Raw genomic sequence first — 20,330 nt, 5'->3', positions numbered from 1 at the left:
GGTGTTGAGCAGCAGTGCGCGGATTGAACTGCTCAGCCCGCGCCTGGCCAACCAGATTGCCGCTGGCGAGGTGGTTGAGCGTCCGGCATCGGTTATCAAAGAGCTTCTGGAAAACAGCCTCGACTCGGGCGCCAAGCGTATCGACGTGGATGTGGAGCAGGCCGGGATCAAGTTGCTGCGGGTGCGTGACGATGGCAGCGGTATTTCCAGCGACGACTTGCCGCTGGCGCTGGCTCGTCACGCCACCAGCAAGATTCGCGACCTTGAAGACCTTGAACGGGTGATGAGCCTGGGCTTTCGCGGTGAGGCACTGGCATCCATCAGCTCCGTTGCACGCCTGACCCTGACGTCGCGCACCCGTGGCGCCGATCAGGCCTGGCAGGTCGAAACTGAAGGGCGTGATATGGCACCTCGGGTTCAACCTGCCGCGCATCCGGTGGGTACCTCGGTTGAAGTGCGTGACCTGTTTTTCAATACCCCGGCGCGCCGCAAGTTTCTCAAAACCGAAAAAACCGAGTTCGATCATCTGCAAGAAGTGATCAAACGCCTGGCGCTGGCGCGGTTTGATGTGGCGTTCAATCTGCGCCACAACGGTAAAACCATCCTCAATCTGCATGAAGCCCATGACGATACTGCCCGCGCCCGGCGTGTGGCAGCAGTCTGCGGCTCGGCGTTTCTGGAGCAGGCACTGCCGATCGAAATCGAGCGCAATGGCCTGCATTTGTGGGGGTGGGTGGGGTTGCCGACCTTCTCGCGCAGCCAGGCCGACCTGCAGTATTTCTATGTGAATGGCCGTGCGGTGCGCGACAAACTGGTGGCCCATGCGGTGCGCCAGGCCTACCGCGATGTGCTGTTCAACGGTCGTCATCCGACCTTTGTCCTGTTTTTTGAAGTCGACCCTTCGGTCGTCGACGTCAACGTGCACCCGACCAAACACGAAGTGCGCTTCCGTGATGGACGCATGGTGCATGACTTTTTGTATGGCACCTTGCACCGGGCCCTGGGCGATGTGCGTCCGGAAGATCAACTGGCCGCGCCAGCGCCGGTTCCCGGGGCCGAGCGCGCTACGGGGCTCGACGCCGGAGAGTTTGGCCCGCAAGGTGAAATGCGCCTGGCCGCTAATGTTCTGGAGCAGCCGCAAGCGGCGCCAACCCAGCATGTCGCGGGCTCGGGTGCAGGCGCTGGCTATCAGTATCAGTACCGGCCTCAGCCTTCCGCGCCTTCAGTGCCTGTCGAAGAAGCCCGCAATGCCTATCGCGAGTTTTTTGCGCCATTGCCTGAAGCTGGCGCTGCGCCGCTGCCGGACGGGCAGGGTGATATCCCTCCGCTGGGCTTTGCGCTGGCGCAGCTCAAGGGTATTTATATCCTTGCCGAAAACGCCCAGGGCCTGGTGCTGGTGGATATGCACGCTGCCCACGAACGCATCATGTATGAACGCCTGAAAATCGCCATGGCCAGCGAAGGCCTGAGCGGGCAGCCGCTGCTGGTGCCGGAGTCGATTGCGGTCAGTCAGCGTGAAGCAGACTGCGCCGAAGAGCACGCCGAGTGGTTTCAGCGCCTGGGCTTTGAGCTGCAGCGTCTTGGTCCGGAAACGCTGGCCATCCGCCAGATCCCGGCCCTGCTCAAGCAGGCTGAGGCTCAGCGCCTGGTGCATGACGTGCTGGCCGACCTGATGGAGTACGGCACCAGTGACCGGATTCAGGCGCATCTCAATGAGTTGCTCGGCACCATGGCCTGCCACGGTGCGATCCGGGCCAATCGGCGTTTGGCAATTCCGGAAATGAACGGCTTGTTGCGTGACATGGAAAATACCGAGCGCAGTGGTCAGTGCAATCATGGTCGTCCCACCTGGACCCAAATGGGCCTGGACGACTTGGACAAACTCTTTTTGCGCGGTCGCTGATGACAGGTTCCAATGCTTTACCCCCGGCCATTTTTTTGATGGGCCCTACGGCTGCCGGCAAAACCGACTTGGCTATCGAGCTGACCAAGGTGCTGCCCTGCGAGCTGATCAGTGTCGATTCGGCGCTGGTTTATCGCGGCATGGATATCGGCACGGCCAAGCCTTCCAAAGAAATTCTGGCTGCACACCCTCACCAGTTGATCGATATTCTTGATCCGGCCGACAGCTATTCGGCGGCAGATTTTCGCCGCGATGCGCTCAAGGCCATGGCTGAAATCACCGCGCGCGGCAATATCCCGCTGCTGGTAGGCGGCACCATGCTCTATTACAAGGCCCTGACTGACGGCCTGGCCGACATGCCGGCGGCCGATCCTCTGGTGCGTGCGCAACTCGAAGAGGAGGCTCAGCGCCTTGGCTGGCAAGCCTTGCACGACCAGTTGGCGGCCATCGATCCGGAGTCTGCGGCGCGGATTCACCCCAATGACCCGCAGCGTCTGACGCGGGCGCTGGAGGTTTATCGGGTCAGCGGCATGAGCGTGACGGCGCATCGGCAAAAACAATCTGAACAAACGACTAAAGCAGCGGCTTCTGGGCACAGCCAATTGCCCTATACTGTCGCGAATCTGGCCATCGCTCCGGCGAACCGTCAGGTGCTGCATGAGCGAATTGCACTAAGATTCGGGCAGATGCTGGAACAGGGGTTCATTGACGAGGTCATAAGTCTGCGCCGTAGAAGTGACCTGCATGCAGGGTTGCCGTCTATACGTGCTGTAGGCTACCGCCAAGTCTGGGATTACCTTGACGGCAAGCTGACAGCGGTCGAGATGCGGGAGCGCGGAATCATTGCCACGCGCCAATTGGCCAAGCGTCAGTTCACCTGGTTGCGCAGTTGGGACGACCTACATTGGCTGGACAGTCTGGACTGCGACAATCTGCCACGAGCCTTGAAATACCTGGAATCGGTCTCCATATTGAGCTGAGTCTTGGCAAATGCCGTCTATCCTATGGATGTGGCGACAGCGGTCATCTAATTTTTGTTTCTATTTTTTATCCTTACAGGAGTGCGGCATATGTCAAAAGGGCATTCGCTACAAGACCCTTACTTGAATACTTTGCGTAAAGAGAAGGTTGGCGTTTCCATCTACCTGGTCAACGGGATCAAGCTGCAGGGGACCATCGAGTCTTTCGACCAGTTCGTGATCCTGCTGAAAAACACCGTCAGCCAAATGGTTTACAAGCACGCTATCTCGACAGTAGTCCCGGTTCGTCCAATTCGTTTGCCAAGCGCAACTGAATCGGAACTGGCAGACGCTGAGCCAGGTAACGCCTGATAGGAGTCTGCTTTGTTCTTTGAGCGCCACGGTGGTGGTGAGCGAGCGATCCTCGTTCACTTGGAAGGACAGGACCCTGAGGCGCGCGAAGATCCGCAGGAGTTCCAGGAGTTAGCTGTGTCGGCTGGCGCCGATACCGTCGCGTTTTTTAACGTGCCGCGTCATCGGCCATCAGCCAAATACCTGATTGGCAGTGGCAAGGTCGAGGAGTTGCGCGACCTGGTCAAGGCCGAGAAGGTAGACATCGTGATTTTCAATCACGTGCTTACGCCCAGTCAGGAACGTAACCTCGAACGAGTTTTCGAGTGTCGCGTGCTTGATCGTACCGGGCTGATTCTCGATATCTTCGCTCAACGCGCCCGTACCCATGAAGGTAAGTTGCAGGTCGAACTGGCCCAGCTTGATCACATGAGCACGCGCCTTGTGCGTGGCTGGACTCACCTTGAGCGTCAAGGTGGCGGCATTGGTATGCGCGGGCCGGGTGAAACCCAGCTTGAAACCGACCGCCGTCTGTTGCGAGTGCGCATCAGCCAGATCAAATCCCGCCTGAAAAAAGTCCGCAGTCAACGCGAGCAGTCCCGTAGAGGTCGCCAACGCGCCGATATCCCTACGGTGTCGCTGGTGGGCTATACCAACGCCGGTAAATCCACGCTGTTCAACAAGGTCACCGGCTCTGACGTATTTGCCGCCGACCAGTTGTTCGCCACGCTTGATCCGACCTTGCGCCGCCTTGATCTAGACGATCTGGGACCGATCGTGCTGGCCGACACCGTGGGCTTTATTCGTCACCTTCCGCACAAGCTAGTTGAAGCTTTCCGGTCTACGCTCGAAGAGTCGAGCAATTCCGATTTGCTGCTGCATGTGATCGATGCGCACGAGCCTGAGCGTATGGCTCAGATCGAGCAGGTGATGGTGGTGCTGGGCGAAATTGGTGCGCAGGACTTGCCGATTCTCGAGGTCTACAACAAAATCGATTTGCTTGAAGGTGTCGAGCCGCAGATCCAGCGTGATGCCGATGGCAAGCCGCAGCGGGTCTGGTTGTCGGCCCGTGATGGTCAAGGGTTGGAGTTGCTTGAGCAGGCCATCGCCGAGTTACTGGGCAATGATTTGTTTGTTGGCACCTTGCGCTTGCCGCAACGTTTTGCTCGACTGCGTGCACAGTTCTTCGAACTGGGGGTTGTGCAAAAGGAAGAGCATGACGATGAGGGCTCCAGTCTGTTGGACGTACGCCTGCCGCGAGCCGAGTTAAACCGCTTGGTCAGCCGCGAAGGGATGCAGCCGCTGGAATTCATCGAAGAACACACTTTGCAATAAAAGCCTCGCAAAGCGGCTGTGCCGCTGTGATAGGCATTCTGTAGCATTGGTCGGCGCGCCGTGGGCGCGTCTTTGCTTTATCAGATGGAGAGCGCTATGGCTTGGAATGAGCCGGGTGGCAACTCGAACAATCAAGATCCTTGGGGTGGCAAACGCCCTAATAATGGCGACCGCAAGGGTCCACCAGATCTCGACGAGGCCTTCCGAAAGCTGCAGGAAAGCCTGAATGGGTTGTTCGGTGGTGGGAAAAAACGTACTGGCGGTGGCGGCAGTGATGGTGGCTCGAATGGCAAGGGCGCCGGTTACGGCTTGCTCGGCATCGGCCTTGTCGTACTGGCGGCTGCCTGGCTGTACAGCGCTGTCTATGTAGTCGACGAGCAGGAGCAAGCCGTCGTGCTGCGCCTGGGCAAGTACTACGACACCGTTGGGCCGGGTCTGAACATCTACTTCCCGCCGTTCGATAAAAAGTACATGGAGAACGTGACGCGTGAGCGTGCGTACACCAAGCAGGGTCAAATGCTGACTGAAGACGAAAACATCGTCGAAGTGCCGCTGACCGTGCAGTACAAGATCAGCAACCTGCGTGATTTCGTGTTGAACGTTGATCAGCCGGAAGTCAGCCTGCAACAGGCCACCGAAAGCGCCTTGCGTCACGTAGTGGGTTCCACTGCGATGGATCAGGTGCTGACCGAAGGTCGTGAGCAGATGGCTGTAGACATCAAGGAACGCTTGCAGCGCTTCCTCGATACCTACAAGACCGGTATCACCGTGACTCAGGTAAACGTACAAAACGCAGCGGCACCGCGTGAAGTACAGGAAGCCTTTGATGACGTGATTCGTGCCCGTGAAGACGAGCAGCGCGCCCGCAACCAGGCAGAAAGCTACGCCAATGGCGTGGTGCCGGAAGCACGCGGTCAGGCCCAGCGCATCATCGAAAACGCCAACGGCTACCGTGACGAAGTGATTTCTCGTGCCAAGGGTGAAGCCGACCGCTTTACCAAGCTGGTTGCCGAGTATCGCAAGGCTCCGGATGTAACGCGTGATCGTCTGTACCTGGACACCATGCAGGATGTCTTCAGCAACACCAGCAAAGTACTCGTGACCGGCAACAAAAACGGCCAGAGCAACTTGCTGTACTTGCCATTGGACAAAATGATTGAAGGCCGTAATGGCAGCAACCCGGCAACGGGTTCGGCAGCTGCGGCGGGCAATAACGACTCGGCATCCCATGCCAAGTCGGACATGCCGACACCACCGCGTACCAGGGAGAGTCGCTGATGAGCAATAAATCGCTGATCGCCCTTATTGTTGCCGTTGTCGTGGCGATTGTTGCCTGGAACAGCTTCTACATCGTTTCGCAAACCGAACGTGCCGTTATGCTGCGCTTTGGTCGTGTGGTGCAGGACGATGTTCCGCCGGGTCTGCATGTGAAGATTCCTTACGTCAACCAGGTGCGCAAGTTTGATGGCCGCTTGATGACGTTGGACGCTCCGACTCAGCGTTTTCTGACGCTGGAAAAGAAAGCAGTAATGGTTGATGCATTCGCCAAGTGGCGTGTGAAAGATGCGGGTCGCTTCTACGCTGCGACGTCGGGTCTTAAGCAAGTTGCTGACGAGCGCCTGTCGCGTCGTCTCGAATCGGGGCTGCGTGACCAGTTCGGTAAGCGCACGCTGCATGAAGTGGTGTCCGGTGAGCGCGATGCGCTGATGGCTGAACTGACTGCATCGCTGAACAAAATGGCTGAAAAAGAGCTGGGTATCGAAGTTCTCGATGTTCGGGTCAAGGCCATCGACCTGCCGAAAGAAGTTAACCGCAGCGTTTTCGAACGTATGAGCAGTGAGCGTGAGCGTGAAGCTCGTGAGCACCGCGCCAAGGGTAACGAACTGGCAGAAGGCATTCGTGCTGACGCCGATCGTCAAGCCCGCGTGCTGTTGGCTGAGGCGTATCGTCAGTCCGAAGAGTCGCGCGGTGATGGTGATGCCCAGGCTGCTGCGATTTACTCCAAGGCTTATGGCCAGGATCAGGAGTTCTACAAGTTCTATCGCAGCCTGCGCGCTTACCGCGAAAGCTTTGCGAACAAGAGCGATGTACTGGTTCTTGACCCAAGCAGCGATTTCTTCCGCTACCTGGAAAAATCCAAGCCTGCGCAACAGTAAAAACGCTTGAAGCCTGTGGGTGGGAGTGAGCCTGCTCGCGATGCGGTCGACTTGATTTGTCAGGCAGGCCGAGTTGATTACATCGAGAGCAGGCTCGCTCTCAACTGAAAGGGCCTCTCTTTAGGAGGCTGCATTCACTCCGCTTGGCGGTCAAATTGCCTGGCGGGGTGATCCTTTTAGAAAACGGGTGTATGATGCGGCAGCCGGGAAATTCCCGGCTTTTTTGCGTCTGCATGTTTGATTGACCGAATGGCTGTTACAGCTTCGGCAGATTTTTCGAGGAATGTGCTGTGTAAGCCTGTCGCTTGGGCTTTTTTGCTGTGCGCGTTCAAGACGCAGCCACGTTCTGCTTTACTCAAGGCTCGCCTGCTGGCTGGCCGCCCGGATCATAGGGGAATGGCGTAATGGCAACGGTAGACCGCTGGCTCTTGCCAGATGGCATCGAAGAAGTACTTCCACCAGAGGCAGCCCGCATTGAAGTGGCGCGCCGTCAGGTGTTGGATCTGTTCCAGAGCTGGGGCTATGAGTTCGTCGTCACCCCGCATATCGAATACCTGGAGTCTTTGCTGACAGGGGCTGGCCAGGATCTCGACTTGCGTACCTTCAAGGTTATTGACCCGCAAACGGGTCGCCAGATGGGTTTTCGTGCCGACATCACGCCGCAAGTGGCGCGCATCGATGCGCATACCCTGCGTCGCGAAGGCCCGAGCCGTCTGTGCTACGCCGGTAGCGTGCTCCATGCGCAGCCGCGTGCGTTGTCATCCTCGCGCAGCCCGATCCAGTTGGGTGCCGAGTTGTATGGCGATGCAAGCCCGAGCAGCGACGTTGAAGTCATCAGCCTGATGTTGGCGATGCTGCAACTGGCCGATGTGCCGGATGTGCACATGGACCTGGGGCATGTTGGTATTTACCGTGGTCTGGCCCGTGCGGCCAACCTGTCGGTTGAAGTGGAACAACAATTGTTCGACGCCCTGCAACGCAAGGCGATCGACGAAGTAACGGCCTTGACCGAAGGTTTGCCGGCTGATTTGGCAGGCATGCTGCAGGCATTGGTTAGTTTGTGTGGCGGCCGCGAAGTGCTGGTTGCTGCGCGTGAGCGTCTGGCCAAGGCTCCGGCCCAGGTCATGGCTGCTCTGGATGACTTGCTGGCGATTGCCGAGCGGTTGTCTGTGCGTTTCCCGCAGTTGCCGCTGTATTTTGACCTGGGTGAGTTGCGTGGTTATCACTACCACACAGGTGTGGTGTTTGCGGTCTTTGTACCGGGCGTTGGGGACTCCATCGCCCAGGGCGGTCGTTATGACGATATAGGTGCTGTTTTCGGACGTGCCCGTCCGGCTACCGGTTTTTCGACCGATTTGAAAACCCTGGTGACCCTGGGGCGTGCTGAAGTCGAGCTACCGTCTGGCGGTATCTGGATGCCTGACAGCACAGATGCGGCACTCTGGCAGCAGGTTTGCCAGCTTCGCAGTGAAGGTCAGCGTGTGGTTCAGGCGTTGCCTGGGCAACAGCAGGCTGGTGCCCAAGAGGCAGACTGCGACCGCCAATTGATTCAGCAGAACGGCCTGTGGCAAGTAGTGCCGCTGGTTTCTTGAGTTTTCCTGCCGGCGGCTGCCGGCACCAAGTTTGCGCGAATGAGGACAAGTGTTATGGGTAAGAATGTCGTAGTCCTGGGCACCCAATGGGGTGATGAGGGCAAAGGCAAGATCGTTGATCTGCTGACCGAACATGCTGCCGCTGTAGTGCGTTACCAAGGTGGCCACAACGCTGGCCACACGCTGGTAATCGACGGCGAAAAAACCGTATTGCACCTGATTCCGTCGGGCGTGTTGCGCGAAGGCGTGCAATGCCTGATCGGCAACGGTGTCGTGGTTGCTCCCGACGCCCTGCTGCGTGAAATCATCAAGCTGGAAGAGAAAGGCGTACCGGTGCGCGAGCGCCTGCGTATCAGCCCGTCCTGCCCGCTGATCCTGTCCTTCCACGTTGCGCTGGACCAGGCGCGTGAAAAGGCCCGTGGCGAGCTGAAGATCGGTACTACCGGTCGTGGCATCGGCCCGGCTTACGAAGACAAGGTTGCTCGTCGTGGCCTGCGTGTTGGCGATCTGCTGAACATGCCGCGCTTTGAAGCCAAACTGCGTGAACTGGTGGACTACCACAACTTCATGCTGGTGGGTTTCTACAAAGAGCCAGCCATCGACTTCGACAAGACCCTGGCCGAGTGCAAGGAATACGCCGAGCTGCTTAAGCCGCTGATGCTGGACGTGACTGCCGAGCTGCACGACCTGCGTCGCGCTGGCAAAGACATCATGTTCGAAGGCGCCCAAGGTTCGTTGCTGGACATCGACCACGGTACTTATCCGTACGTGACCAGCTCCAACACCACTGCTGGCGGCGTTGCGACCGGTTCGGGCGTTGGCCCGATGTTCCTGGACTACATCCTGGGCATCACCAAGGCTTACACCACTCGCGTAGGTTCGGGCCCGTTCCCGACTGAGCTGTTCGACGACGTCGGCGCTCACCTGGCCAAACAAGGTCACGAGTTCGGTGCTACCACCGGCCGTGCTCGTCGTTGTGGCTGGTTTGACGCCGTTATCTTGCGTCGCGCTATCGATGTGAACAGTATTTCGGGCATTTGCCTGACCAAGCTGGACGTACTCGACGGTCTGGAAACCATCAACATCTGCGTCGGTTACACAGACGCAAATGGTGTTGAAATTGCTCCGACCGATGCTGACAGCTACGTAGGTCTTCAGCCTGTGTACGAAGAAGTTCCGGGCTGGACTGAATCGACCGTGGGTGCAAAAACCCTGGAAGAGCTGCCAGAGAACGCACGTGCTTACATCAAGCGCGTTGAAGCACTGATCGGCGCGCCGATCGACATTATCTCGACTGGCCCGGACCGTAACGAAACCATCGTTCTGCGTCACCCGTTCGCTTAAGTCGCTGTTGATGTAAAACAAAAGGCCCCTCGGGGCCTTTTGTTGTTTCTGCCGGGTGTGCGGCACGACCCTTGCTGTGATAACCGCCAATAAGGGTGCTATCAAAATAATGGCACTTAAGTGGAGGGTTTTCTGTGTCTGCCGTTCTCTCACTGTTACAAAGCCGTCTGCTGCGGCCAGTATTCGTTACCCTAGGTATCGCTCTTTTGGTGCAAGTGCTGGTGGCTGTCGCACTGACGCGGAGCACGGTGACTGCCCTGGAGTCTGATCTGGACACTCGTCTTGGAGCTGACAGTCAAAAGCTCACTGCAGAACTGGAACAGGCCGGGCGTGAAGTAAAGGGCAACCTTGAAGCTCTCTCCGGCAGCACTCGCCAGCGCCTGACGGCGGGCCTCGAGCCACGCTTGAAAGACGAGCAAATGCAACTGCGCGAAGCGCTGGAAAAGAACCTGCAGGACTCGGCCAACGACATGGCCCAATTGCTGGCTGCCGTGGCGCCGCGTGCAATCTGGGACAGTGACGTGCCTACGCTGTCTGATTTCGCCCGTCGTGCGCAACGCAATCCCAATGTGTTGTTCGTGGTGTATGACGACGCCACTGGGCAGCATCTGACGCGTTACCTCAATCGCGATAACCCGATCAACCAGGCACTTTTGGCCAAGGGCAAGGGAGAGCGAGCGCTGGATAAAGTTCTGGACGCCGCACGCCACGACCCGTCGGTGTATTACCTCGAAGCTTCCATCAACCCTAATGGGGTCGAGATCGGCAAAGTATTGATGGGGGTTTCTACCGCCTCTGTTGAGCAGGACCTGGCGGCCCTCGACAAGCGTTTTGCAACCTTGATTGTAAACAGCGAGCAGTTGGTCGGCGAAAGCCTGCAGGGCGCTGCGAGCGACAGTTCAGCAGCATTGAGTGCGCGTCTGGAATCGGCGCAGGCTGCTGCGGCACAGATGCAGGCAAACACCGCGCAAACCGTGCGCGAGGCGGCAGATACCTTGCGCTGGCGTATTGGCATGGGCCTGGCAATTGTCGGCCTGGGCGTATTGCTGTTGCTGGCCGTGGTGCTGGGGCGGCGTGTGGTCAACAAGTTGCTGCTGCTGATTGCGGCGCTGAATGATTTGGCGGCGGGTGAGGGGGATCTGACCAAGCGCGTGGGACTTAACAGCAAGGACGAAATTGGCGATATGGCGGCGGCGGTCAATCGCTTTATCGATAAGCTGCAGCCTATCGTGCGTGAGGCGGGGGATGTGGCGCAGCGCACCGGAGTCGAAATCGGCGTCATGACGCTGCGCAACGCCGGGGCGGATGCTGCCGCGCAGTTGCAGCGTGATGAAGTAGCGCAAAGCCTTCACGCGCTATCGACCATGGCGGATGCGGCTCAATCCGAAAGTCAGGCCATGCAGGCCGCGCTTAAACAGGTGGTCGATATTCGCCAGGCCACCGATGAAAACACCCGTACTTCGGCCAAGGTGGGCGGCCTGATCGAGGCGCTGGCGGGGCAGGTGGGCGAGGGGGCCAAGGTTATTGAGCGACTGGCACAACAAAGCGAACAGATCGAAGTCGTCCTGACCGTGATTCATGGCATTGCCGAGCAAACCAACTTGCTGGCGCTCAACGCGGCCATCGAGGCAGCGCGGGCGGGAGAGACCGGGCGCGGTTTTGCTGTGGTGGCCGATGAGGTGCGGGCACTGGCCAGCAAAACCCAGAGCTCAACCGGTGACATTCAGGCGCATATCGTGGCGTTGCAGCAGGGCGCCAAAGAGGCCGTTGCGGCGATTGGTCTGGCGGGGCGTCAGGCGAACGAGGGGTTGGCGGTACTGCGTGGCAGCGTGCAGTTGCAAAAAACCGTGCAGACCTCGGTTGAGCAGGTCCATACCGCCATCGGCGAGGCCACCAAGGCGGCAGAGCACCAGGCACAAGGTGCATATGCGGTGCGCGGGCGGGTTGAAGTGATTCATGCTCAGGCTGAACGTGCGGCCGAGGCGGTGACCCAAACCACGGCCAGCGGCAAGGTGCTGGATGGGTTGGCGGCGCAGCTCAAGGCGAGCCTGGGGCAGTTCAGGGCTTAATGACACAGCATGTCTGGGTAGCAGCTGCCGAGGGACGACGGCTGCGTTCGGCGGCGCAGCCGTCGTAAAGTCAGAGTGCTCGGTGTAACGGTTAAACCGCGTGCTCAGGTTTTACGATCGCTTCGCAATCGGGCGTAGCCTCGCAGGCTCGGCAACTGCTACGAGCCTCTTGGCGTTTAGCGGCTCAAATACATCTTCGTGGTGAGCAAGTACACGGGTAGCCCCGACACTAGAATCAACAACGCCGCATAAGGCGCCGCCGCTGCAAATTCTATATTCGAGGTATGGGACCAAACCTGCGTCGCCAAGGTGTTAAGCCCGGTGGGGCTCAGCAGCAAGGTGGCGGTCAGTTCCTTCATGGCATCCAGAAACACCAGGGCAAACGCTGCCCCCAGGGCCGGGAAGATGATCGGCAGCGTTACCCGGAAAAATGCCGAAAACGATGTGGCACCCAACGTGCGGGCCGCTTCTTCCAGTTGCGGTGCTGCCTTGTTCAGGGCTGTGCGGATCGGTGCCTGCGCCAACGGCAAAAACAGCAGGGCATAGGCAATCAGCAGCAAGGCCGAAGTCTGATACAGCGCCGGAACGTAATGCAGGGCGAAATACACCAGGGCCAAGGCAATCACCAGCCCCGGCAGCGCATGCAGCAAGTAGGGCAGGCGTTCCGCCCAGATCGCCAGCGAGCCTTTATAACGCACCACCAGCAACCCGACCGGTACGGCCAGCACCAGGCACAGCGCAGCCCCGCCCAGCGCCAGTGACAGCGACGAGAACAGAGCCTCGCCAATCTCGGCCATCGGGAATGCTGCCGAGCTGCCCTTGACCAGCCAATACACCAGCATGCCCAAAGGAATACCGCTGCCGACCACCGCCAGAGCCAGGCAATACAACTGCCCCGGCACTGACCATTTGCCCAGTCGCACTTGTTCGGCACGCCGCGCAGCGCCCTGGCCGATGCGAATGTGGCGACCCTTGCCGCGCACTTTAAGCTCCAGCCATAACAGGCTCAGGCACATCACCAGCAGTACCGCAGAAAGCATCGCCGCATTGGCGTTGCTGAATTCCAGTTCGAACTGCTGATAAATCGCCGTCGTGAAGGTTTGCAGGCCAATGATCGACAGGGCACCGAACTCCACCAGCATATGCAGGGCAATCAGCAGCGAGCCGGCCAGCAGCGAAGGCCAGAGCAGTGGCAGAGTGATGGTGTAAAACACCCCCCAACGATTCTGGCCCAGAGTGCGGGCCGATTCTTCAAGAGCCGGGTCTAGGTTGCGCAGGGTGGCCGCGACCGGTAGAAAAATCAGCGGGTACTTGGACAGGCTCATCACCAGAATCGCGCCGCCAAGGCCCTCAAAGCTTGCGCTCAGTGAGACCCAGGTGAAGCTGCTGACGAACGCCGGAACGGCGAACGGCAGGCATAGAATCACGCCCCACAAGCGCCGGCCGGGCAGGTTGCTGCGTTCAAGCAGCCAGGCCAGGGACAGACCGATCAGCGCGCAGGTGACGGTGACGCCGACCATCAGCAGCAACGTGTTGCGCATCAGGCCAAATACATAAGGGCGCCACAACAGGTGCAGCGCTTCAGCCCATCCGGCTTGCCAGGCCTTGGTGCCGACATACAACAACGGCAACAGGCTCAGGCCCACCAGTAGCAGGACGGGCAACAAGAGCCAGATCGAAGGTCTTTTGCGGGTGGGCGTAAAGCGTGCAGGTTGGGCGCCAGACAGCATCAGAGCAGGCCTACATCACGTTCAAGGTCGAGCGCTTCTTCAGCGTTGCCCAAGTCGGCAGGCGTCACTTTTGGCGGTTGCAGCTCTTCAAATGGCTTGAGGCCGCGCTCGGACACCATGCCTTTGCGCATCGGGTATTCCGCGGTGGTGTTGGTGATCACGCGCTGGCCTTCTTCACTGGCCATGTAAGCCAGCAATTGCTGGGCTTCTTTGGGATGCTTGCTGGCCTTCAATACACCAGCGCTGGACACGGTCACCAAGCCGCCCGCATCGCCATCGGTGAAGTAATACAGTTTGGAGTCCAATTGACCCTTCTCGCGCTGCAACGCAAACCAGTAGTAGTTGTTGACCAGAACTGCGGCCACTTCACCGTTTTCTACCGCTTTGAGCGCCACCATGTTGTTGGTGTAGGTCTTGCCGAAGGCACGCAGGCCGGTCAGCCATTCTTCAGCAGCTTCTCGCCCGTGCAGCTTGATGATTGCAACGGCCTGTTCCTGGAACGCGCCGCTGGTGGGTACAAAGCCGATCTTGCCTTGCCATTGAGGCTCGGCGAATTCCAGTACCGACTTGGGCAACTGGTCTTCGCTGATCTTCTTGGGATTGAACGCGACGACTCGGGTGCGTGCCGTCACGCCGATCCAGGTGCCGTTGGCAGCCACGTATTCCTTGGGCAACACTTGCAGCGTGCTGTCATCGGCCTTGGCCAGAAAACCTTGCTCGCCCAGGTTGTTCAGAGGTGGCGATTCTTCTGCGTAGAACACATCCGCAGGCGAGCGGTCGCCTTCTTCCATGATCTGACTGGCCAGCTGGTTGCTGCTGCCTTTGCGCACGTTGACGTGAATGCCGGTTTTGGCTTCAAAGGCCTTGGCGAGGTTGTCGCCGACTTCCTTGTGCTGACCGTTGTAAAGCGTCAGCGACACAGGGTCGGCAGCGTGGGCGGGAGAGGTCAGTGCAAGACCTAGGATGGAGAGAGTCAGACCGCGCAGTAGAGATGTCGCAAGCCGGGTATTTCGGAGCATCATTCGCTGGGTTCCTCGCTGGGTACTACAAAACTTGTAACAATAATAAACGATATTGTTTCTCAAGTGCGCTTGACCCAGCGTCCAATTGTGCCAGTACGACGAACTGTGTTTGCCCCAGGGTTTAGAGCGTGTCCAGAAAGCTGCGCAAGGCCCGCAATTCGTCCTTGTTCATATTCAGGGCCTTAAGCCGGTCGCTGGTGCGTGGAAACAGCGGATCATCGACCTGTTGTGCGTTGGGGCGCGGACGGGGCATGCCCATGTTGTAGAACGCCAGCGTGCCTTCCATGTTGACGAACAGTCCGTTGTGCATCCAGGGGGCGGTTTTCATCACCAGTCGCAATGACGGGGTGCGGAATGCGCCCACGTCTTCAGGTTTACGTGACACTTCGTAGCGCCCCAGGTCTTCATATTTACGCCCGTAGTACGTCAGGCCGAGGTTATGAAACTGATCGTCGCTTAGCGCCGGGCCAAAGTGGCAGTTCATGCAGCGCGCCTTGGTGCGAAACAGGTGCAGGCCATAAAGCTGTTCATCGCTCATGCGTTGGGAGCGCCCGCGCAGCAATTGCTCAAAGGGGGTATTGCGCGTGGCGCTGACGAGTGTGCGCTGAAAGGTGGCCAGGGCCTGGGCGGTCTGCACCTGGGTGATCGGGCCTGGCCCGAATGCCTGGACAAACTCTGTGCGGTAGGTCGGGTCGGCGTTTAGCTGTTGCAGCAGTTGGGGAATGTCGAAGGCCATTTCCAGTGGGTCGATGATCGGATGCATGGCTTGTTGTTCAAGGCTGGCGCCCCGACCATCCCAAAACAGCGCCGAGCTGTAGCCGCTCATTACCAGGCTTGGTGCATTTCGCCGACCGCTTTGGCGATCGTGACCGAAGGACACTCGGCGGCCATCGGCAAAGGCCATATCAGCCTCATGGCATGACGCGCAGGCGATTTGTCCGGAGCGCGACAATTTGGGGTCGTTAAACAGCTTTTTCCCCAGCGCGGCCTTGGTTTCGCTGAACGGGTTCTCGGGTGGCGCGGGGGCGTGGGCGGGCAAGGCGGCCATTTCTTGCCAGTTCACATCGGCATCCACCTGGGGGGCGGGCCATTGGGTGACGGGCTGGCGGTACTGCTGGGCGATGCAGGTCGGGTAATCGGCAGCCTTTTGATCGCAGGCGGTTGCCGCAGCCGCGCTCAAAGCTGTGGCCAGACTGATGCAGAAAGTCATGCGCTTCAAAATTTGTATCCCACTTCCAGCATGAATTGACGACCGACTTCATAGGTGGCCAGGCCACTGGTTTCGGTGGCGCCGACGATCTTTTTGTCCAGCAGGTTGGTCACGTCGAGGTTGACGAAAACGGCCTGATCCTTGGCGGTGGGCAGCTCCCAGGCCACGCGTGTGTCCCAGGTCAGCGCCCCGGAAAACGGGGTTTCTGCCCAGATATAAGCGTCCTTGCCCTCGTGCTGGATTTTCTTGCCCGTGGCGGCGATGCGGCGATAGCCGTCGCGATAACGCAAAAAGTTGCTCCAGGTGATATGCAGCGGCTCGATTTCGGTGACGGTGGTCAGGCGCGCAGTCCACGGGCGGTTGTAGTTGGCCGCTGGCATGTCGGAGTACTTCATGAATTTGCCGTCGTACTGGATCGTTGGGTCTTCGACGTAGGTGGCGCCAATATTGGCGGTGTAGCTCGACAGCCCGGTGTTGTGGATTTTGCTCCAGTCCATGGCGAACTGGCCTGAGGTGCGGGTGCTGCCCAGGGTAAAGGCTTGCAGCGGGGTGATGGTCAAGGTGTAGATGTCGGCGTCGCTTTTGCCGCCGTTGTAGTAGGTGTAGTAATTGGTCGCCAAGGTGCCGATGTCTTCGGACGGTTCGCCGATTTGCGAGCCCCAGGCGCGGCTGACTTGCTCGCGGCCCATGCGTTTTACGTATTTGACGGCGAACTCGGTGTTCCATTGCACATGGCTCAGGCCCAAGGTCAGTTCGTCGTCGTAAGGCACTTTGAGCTGGTTGAATTTACTGTCGTTGGCCACTCGCTTGTTCAAAACCCAATCGGAAGTCTGGCCGGCACGGGTGTATTCGGTGCCCATGGCCGCTACACCGTCACGCAGGCGGTAGGTGTACAGGTTGCGTCCGTAGTAGCGGTTGGCGCCGCCGGTGATGCGGGTTTTGCTGTCGCCAAAGACGTCCAGCTCAATCGCCAGCCGCGGTGCCACGGTGGTTTGTTTCATGTAGTCATCACCGTCGATCCGCACGCCGGGCCTCACGGTCAGGCGTTTGTAGCGCATTTCGTCTTGCAAGTACAAAGCCCAGGTGCGGGTGTCGAAGCTGGTTTTACCCTGGCTCAGGGTCCTCTTTTTGGCGTACTGGCCGTCCCAGCCTTCATTGAGGACAGGACCCATCGAACAGAAGGGGTCATTGCCCGCGCAAGAGCTTGCCTCGGCGACGGTGTAGCTGTTGTAGGGTGTGTTGCGCTCATAGCTGGCGGTGTTTTGTGACAGCTCCAAGCCGGTTTGCAAGGCATGGTTGACGCCTAGCCAGTTGAAGCTGTTCCAGTCGGCCTTGAGCTTGTAAGCCAGGCTTTTCTGGGTTTCTTCTAGATCACCAAAGCCGCCCTCGGTAGCCGCCCCCGAGGTGCTCCAGTTTTTGGTCGTGGAGGTGCGCCAAAAAATCATGTAGTCGCTGTCGGAATAGCGGGACGTGTTCAGTTTGCTCCAGCTCAGGTTTTGCTCAACCCGGGCCATTGGAGCATTCCACACCAGCCGTGTACTGAGGCTATCGCCGCCGGCCTCCATTTCGCGGGCGGAGAAAATGGCGCTGGGGCCAAATGTTTTTGCAGTTTCCGGGGCGTGGGTCAGGCTCACGTCCAGCTTCCAGTCCTCGTTAACCTGCCAGACAGCCTTGAGAAAGTAGTTGTCGATACGCCGGGTCTGTACCTCAGTCATGTTGGCGGTATCCGTCTGGTTGGACACGGCAAACACGCGGGTGGGCATCGTCGAGTCCTTGCGTGAAAAGCTGCCCATCAAACCGAAGTTTTCGCTCAGGTGCCCTTCGAGGGTGGCGCGGGTGATGAATTTTTTAAAGTCGGGCTGGCTACTGTTGCCAAACCCGGCTTTGAAATTTTCGAGGTCCGGATCATCTTCATTCAGGTGATAGCGGGTCCACTCGGAGCGTGACATCTGTACCGAGAGCTTGCCGTGGAAGTCCGTCTTGGGGTCGCGGGTATTGGCCTGGACCACGCCGCCGTTAAAGCCGCCAAATTCCACGGGCACGTTGCTGTCGTAGACCTTGATGTCCTCCAGCAGGTCGGTATCCAGCGCCAGCCCCTGACTGCGGCCCGGCATTTCATCGAAGTCATCGTTGGTACCCCCGGGGTCCAGGTCGTTGTTCATGCTCATGCCGTCAACGATAAACAGGTTTTGCCAGGGCCTTGCTCCGTTGATGCTGATAGTGGCAGGCGCAATTTCCCCTGGGGTTTTACTGCTCTGCTGGTTGTTATCGAACTGTACATTGGGGTTGGTGCGTAGAAGGCTGGTGATATCGCCATTGCCTGAAGGCAGGCTTTCTATCATGTGCCGGTCAATGGTCTGTTCGCCTTGAAACACTGGGGCCATGGCAGTGATGGGCGTGCTTTTGATCAGCATCACATCACTTTCAGTGGGCGGCAGGATGGAGGCGCTGTCGGCGGAGGTGGCCTCCCATTGCAGGCCGCTGCCGCGTAGCAGGCGGGCCAGGGCTTTCTCGGGGCTCATGCTGCCTTCGACCGATGAGCCACTCAAGCCAGTGAGCAATGCGCTTTCCGCGCTGACCTGCCAGCCCGACTGCCGGGAAAACGCAATCAGTGCATTGGCCAGTGGCTGGGCCGGGATCTGGAAATGCAGCTGTTGCTGTTTTGTTTGTGCGGCAGACACAGGGCTGGCGCCGATGACCATTGCTGGCAACCCAAGCAGCAGGATGATGGACAGCGATCGGCAACGGGGGAGGCTGACGCATTGCAAACGCAAAGAAGGCATGAAGTGACCTACGAAATAAAACGCCATAGTCACTAATGCGAATCTTTATCAGTGACGTTCGTAGGTAAAGACTCTCGGGCTAAACGGATTTCCAGAAATAATTGAAAAAAGTTTCGGCTGGCTGAGAGCGATGTGCCAATTGCTCAGGGTTTACATGACTTCAATCGTGGTAGAGAGCGTGCTCTCGAAGACAGATAAAGTCTCGCTCCCACTTCAGGACTGCTGCGAAGGCGATCAGAGCTTAGGGCTTTGCCGAGACAATCAGGGTGTACGGCACGCTGTCATGCAGGCGTCCGCCCAGTGGAACAATGGCGGCCTGCAATGCGCTTTTGGGGTCGCGCAGGTTCAAGGCGGCGGTGATGCGGCGTTGGCCCAGTGCCTTGTCTGTCAGCAAAATCAGACCGGGCTGATAGCGGCGTAACTGCATGATTACGTCGTCGAGGGACTGATCGACGGCCACCAGTTGCCACTGGCGCCAGGGTGCGATTTGCTCAATGGGCAATTGCACGATACGGGTATGTCGGTCGTTAGCGGTGAAGTGCAGTTGATCGCCGTGGCCCAACAGGTGCATGGCCGAAGCGGACGCCTGGGGTGTTTGCACGGCAACCGTACCGCTCTCGACGCTGACGTCGACGCCGTTTTCGCCCAGGCTTACGGCAAATGCGGTTCCGGTGACTCGAACGCGTACATCACCGGCGTTCACATAAAAGGCGCGATCGGCATCCGGCTTCACCGAGAAAAATGCCTGGCCGCGCAGCAATGTGACTTCGCGTTGTTCGGGGTTGAACTGAATGTCGGCAAGGGTGTTGCTGTCGAGGAGCATCTGGCTGCCATCGCTGAGCGCGACGGTGCGGTGTTCGGCGGCAGGGCTGCGGTAGTCGGCTTGCATTGCTTGCCAGTCGGGGCCCCACATCAGCAAGGCACTCGCGGCCACGGCAGCACCGACCAGTGCGCGTTTGCGCCGGCTCAGGCGCGGGGGAGGGCGTGGAGCCCGTGGGGCTGGCGCGGCCTCAGCCGGCAGGGTCAGGGCTTCGCCGCTCAGGCTCCATACCTTGAGTGCCTTGCGGTAAGCCGCGTCATGTTCGGGGGCGCTGGCTCGCCAGTTATTCAGGCGTTCGGTCAGCTCGGGATCGTGGGGGTTCTCCTGGATCAGCAACAGCCAGTCCAGCGCGGTTTCCCAGATCGGGTTCGGATTGTCAGTCATTACTCAGTTGTTCCGCGCAGTAGGTCAGGGCGTCGCGGACCAATTGGTGGGCCAGGCTCACGGAGATTCCAAGTTGTGTGCCGATTTGCTGGAACGTGAGACCTTTCAGTCGATGCAGCACAAATGCCTGTCGCGTACGCTCTGGCAGGCGCGACAAAGCATGTTGCAATTTGCGCAGTTCGTCCAGATGCAGGGCTTGCTGTTCGGGTGATGGGGTGCTGGAAATGTGCTCGTCCAGTGATTCACTGCGACTGGTGTGGCGGTTTTCAAGGGTCGCCCGGCGATTGAGGTCAAACGCCAGATTGCGCACGATGCGATAAAGGTAGCCGACGGGCTGTGTCAACGGCATGAGGTTGTCCGCGCCCTGGCTGAAGCGCAGCCAGGCGTCTTGAACCACGTCTTCGGCCTTGGCTCGACAGCCCACGATAGGTGCGGCGTAATCGACCAGGGCAAGGCGATGCGTGAGGTAGAGCTGGAGCCTGTCGTTGGTATCGGGCACGAGAATCCAGGTGGACGCGCTAGCAATCTGAAGGTGGTCGGATATTAATGCGGATGAGATTAATTATCAAATGCGACTTTGGGATCGCTGATAAAGAAATCTTGAAGGGGAGGGTAAGCAATCCCGGAAACTAAAAAGCCCGCTTTCGCGGGCTTTTTGAGTGGTTATACAGA

General features: G+C 58.7%; 15 protein-coding genes and 1 pseudogene. 10 read left to right on the top strand and 6 right to left on the bottom strand.

Features of this window, described 5'->3' with window-relative positions; genetic code table 11:
* The first annotated feature begins 4 nt into the window (after positions 1-4).
* The 10 genes and pseudogenes from mutL to TU76_RS25900 all read left to right on the top strand — a co-directional run bounded on the left by mutL (position 5) and on the right by TU76_RS25900 (position 11,709).
* Entirely contained in the window at positions 5-1,903 is a 1,899-nt protein-coding gene (gene mutL, locus TU76_RS17720; RefSeq protein ID WP_162207965.1) for a DNA mismatch repair endonuclease MutL, read from the top strand.
* Positions 1,903-2,883 carry a tRNA (adenosine(37)-N6)-dimethylallyltransferase MiaA gene (gene miaA / locus TU76_RS17715; RefSeq protein ID WP_046809175.1) on the top strand — a complete coding sequence of 327 codons (981 nt, stop codon included), beginning with the start codon at positions 1,903-1,905 and terminating at the stop codon, positions 2,881-2,883. Before mutL ends, miaA begins: the two co-directional genes overlap by 1 nt.
* A 90-nt stretch (positions 2,884-2,973) precedes the next feature.
* A complete protein-coding gene (hfq, locus tag TU76_RS17710; RefSeq protein WP_019411154.1) occupies positions 2,974-3,234 on the top strand; it encodes an RNA chaperone Hfq in 261 nt (86 codons plus the stop codon).
* A gap of 12 nt (positions 3,235-3,246) precedes the next feature.
* Entirely contained in the window at positions 3,247-4,548 is a 1,302-nt protein-coding gene (gene hflX / locus TU76_RS17705) for a ribosome rescue GTPase HflX (RefSeq protein ID WP_019826244.1), read from the top strand.
* Positions 4,549-4,644: 96 nt separating this feature from the next.
* A complete protein-coding gene (gene hflK / locus TU76_RS17700) occupies positions 4,645-5,826 on the top strand; it encodes an FtsH protease activity modulator HflK (RefSeq protein WP_019826241.1) in 1,182 nt (393 codons plus the stop codon).
* Positions 5,826-6,704, top strand: coding sequence for a protease modulator HflC (gene hflC, locus TU76_RS17695; protein WP_019826240.1), 879 nt, complete (start codon positions 5,826-5,828; stop codon positions 6,702-6,704). The genes hflK and hflC overlap by 1 nt, the downstream gene beginning before the upstream one ends.
* A gap of 404 nt (positions 6,705-7,108) precedes the next feature.
* A complete protein-coding gene (locus TU76_RS17690; RefSeq protein WP_019826238.1) occupies positions 7,109-8,296 on the top strand; it encodes an ATP phosphoribosyltransferase regulatory subunit in 1,188 nt (395 codons plus the stop codon).
* A gap of 54 nt (positions 8,297-8,350) precedes the next feature.
* Complete coding sequence (locus TU76_RS17685) at positions 8,351-9,640, top strand: adenylosuccinate synthase (RefSeq protein ID WP_019826237.1); 1,290 nt, start codon at positions 8,351-8,353, stop codon at positions 9,638-9,640.
* 419 nt (positions 9,641-10,059) lie between these two features.
* A pseudogene (locus TU76_RS25905) lies at positions 10,060-10,803 on the top strand (methyl-accepting chemotaxis protein); the annotation flags it as partial.
* A 21-nt stretch (positions 10,804-10,824) separates the two neighbouring features.
* Positions 10,825-11,709 (top strand): methyl-accepting chemotaxis protein, encoded by an 885-nt coding sequence (locus TU76_RS25900; RefSeq protein WP_401015696.1) that lies wholly within the window; start codon positions 10,825-10,827, stop codon positions 11,707-11,709.
* Between the two features lie 176 nt (positions 11,710-11,885).
* Here TU76_RS25900 and TU76_RS17675 read toward each other — a convergent pair whose 3' ends face one another.
* The 6 genes from TU76_RS17675 to TU76_RS17650 form a co-directional block, all read right to left on the bottom strand.
* Entirely contained in the window at positions 11,886-13,439 is a 1,554-nt protein-coding gene (locus tag TU76_RS17675) for an ABC transporter permease (RefSeq protein WP_019826235.1), read from the bottom strand.
* On the bottom strand, positions 13,439-14,461 hold the full coding sequence (locus TU76_RS17670; RefSeq protein ID WP_046809177.1) for an iron ABC transporter substrate-binding protein: 1,023 nt from the start codon (positions 14,459-14,461) through the stop codon (positions 13,439-13,441). Before TU76_RS17670 ends, TU76_RS17675 begins: the two co-directional genes overlap by 1 nt.
* 121 nt (positions 14,462-14,582) lie before the next feature.
* Complete coding sequence (locus TU76_RS17665; protein ID WP_048352217.1) at positions 14,583-15,671, bottom strand: cytochrome-c peroxidase; 1,089 nt, start codon at positions 15,669-15,671, stop codon at positions 14,583-14,585.
* Positions 15,672-15,676: 5 nt separating this feature from the next.
* Positions 15,677-18,454, bottom strand: a complete 2,778-nt coding sequence (locus TU76_RS17660) for a TonB-dependent receptor (RefSeq protein ID WP_231984120.1) — start codon at positions 18,452-18,454, stop codon at positions 15,677-15,679.
* 241 nt (positions 18,455-18,695) lie between these two features.
* Positions 18,696-19,658, bottom strand: a complete 963-nt coding sequence (locus TU76_RS17655; RefSeq protein ID WP_048654709.1) for a FecR family protein — start codon at positions 19,656-19,658, stop codon at positions 18,696-18,698.
* Positions 19,651-20,157 carry a sigma-70 family RNA polymerase sigma factor gene (locus TU76_RS17650; RefSeq protein WP_019826229.1) on the bottom strand — a complete coding sequence of 169 codons (507 nt, stop codon included), beginning with the start codon at positions 20,155-20,157 and terminating at the stop codon, positions 19,651-19,653. The genes TU76_RS17655 and TU76_RS17650 overlap by 8 nt, the downstream gene beginning before the upstream one ends.
* Positions 20,158-20,330 lie beyond the last annotated feature (173 nt).

The organism is Pseudomonas psychrophila (assembly GCF_001043005.1).
GTDB lineage: Bacteria > Pseudomonadota > Gammaproteobacteria > Pseudomonadales > Pseudomonadaceae > Aquipseudomonas > Aquipseudomonas psychrophila.
The sequence above is the reverse complement of the archived record's forward strand: the minus strand, read 5'-3'. Positions and strand labels throughout refer to the sequence as shown.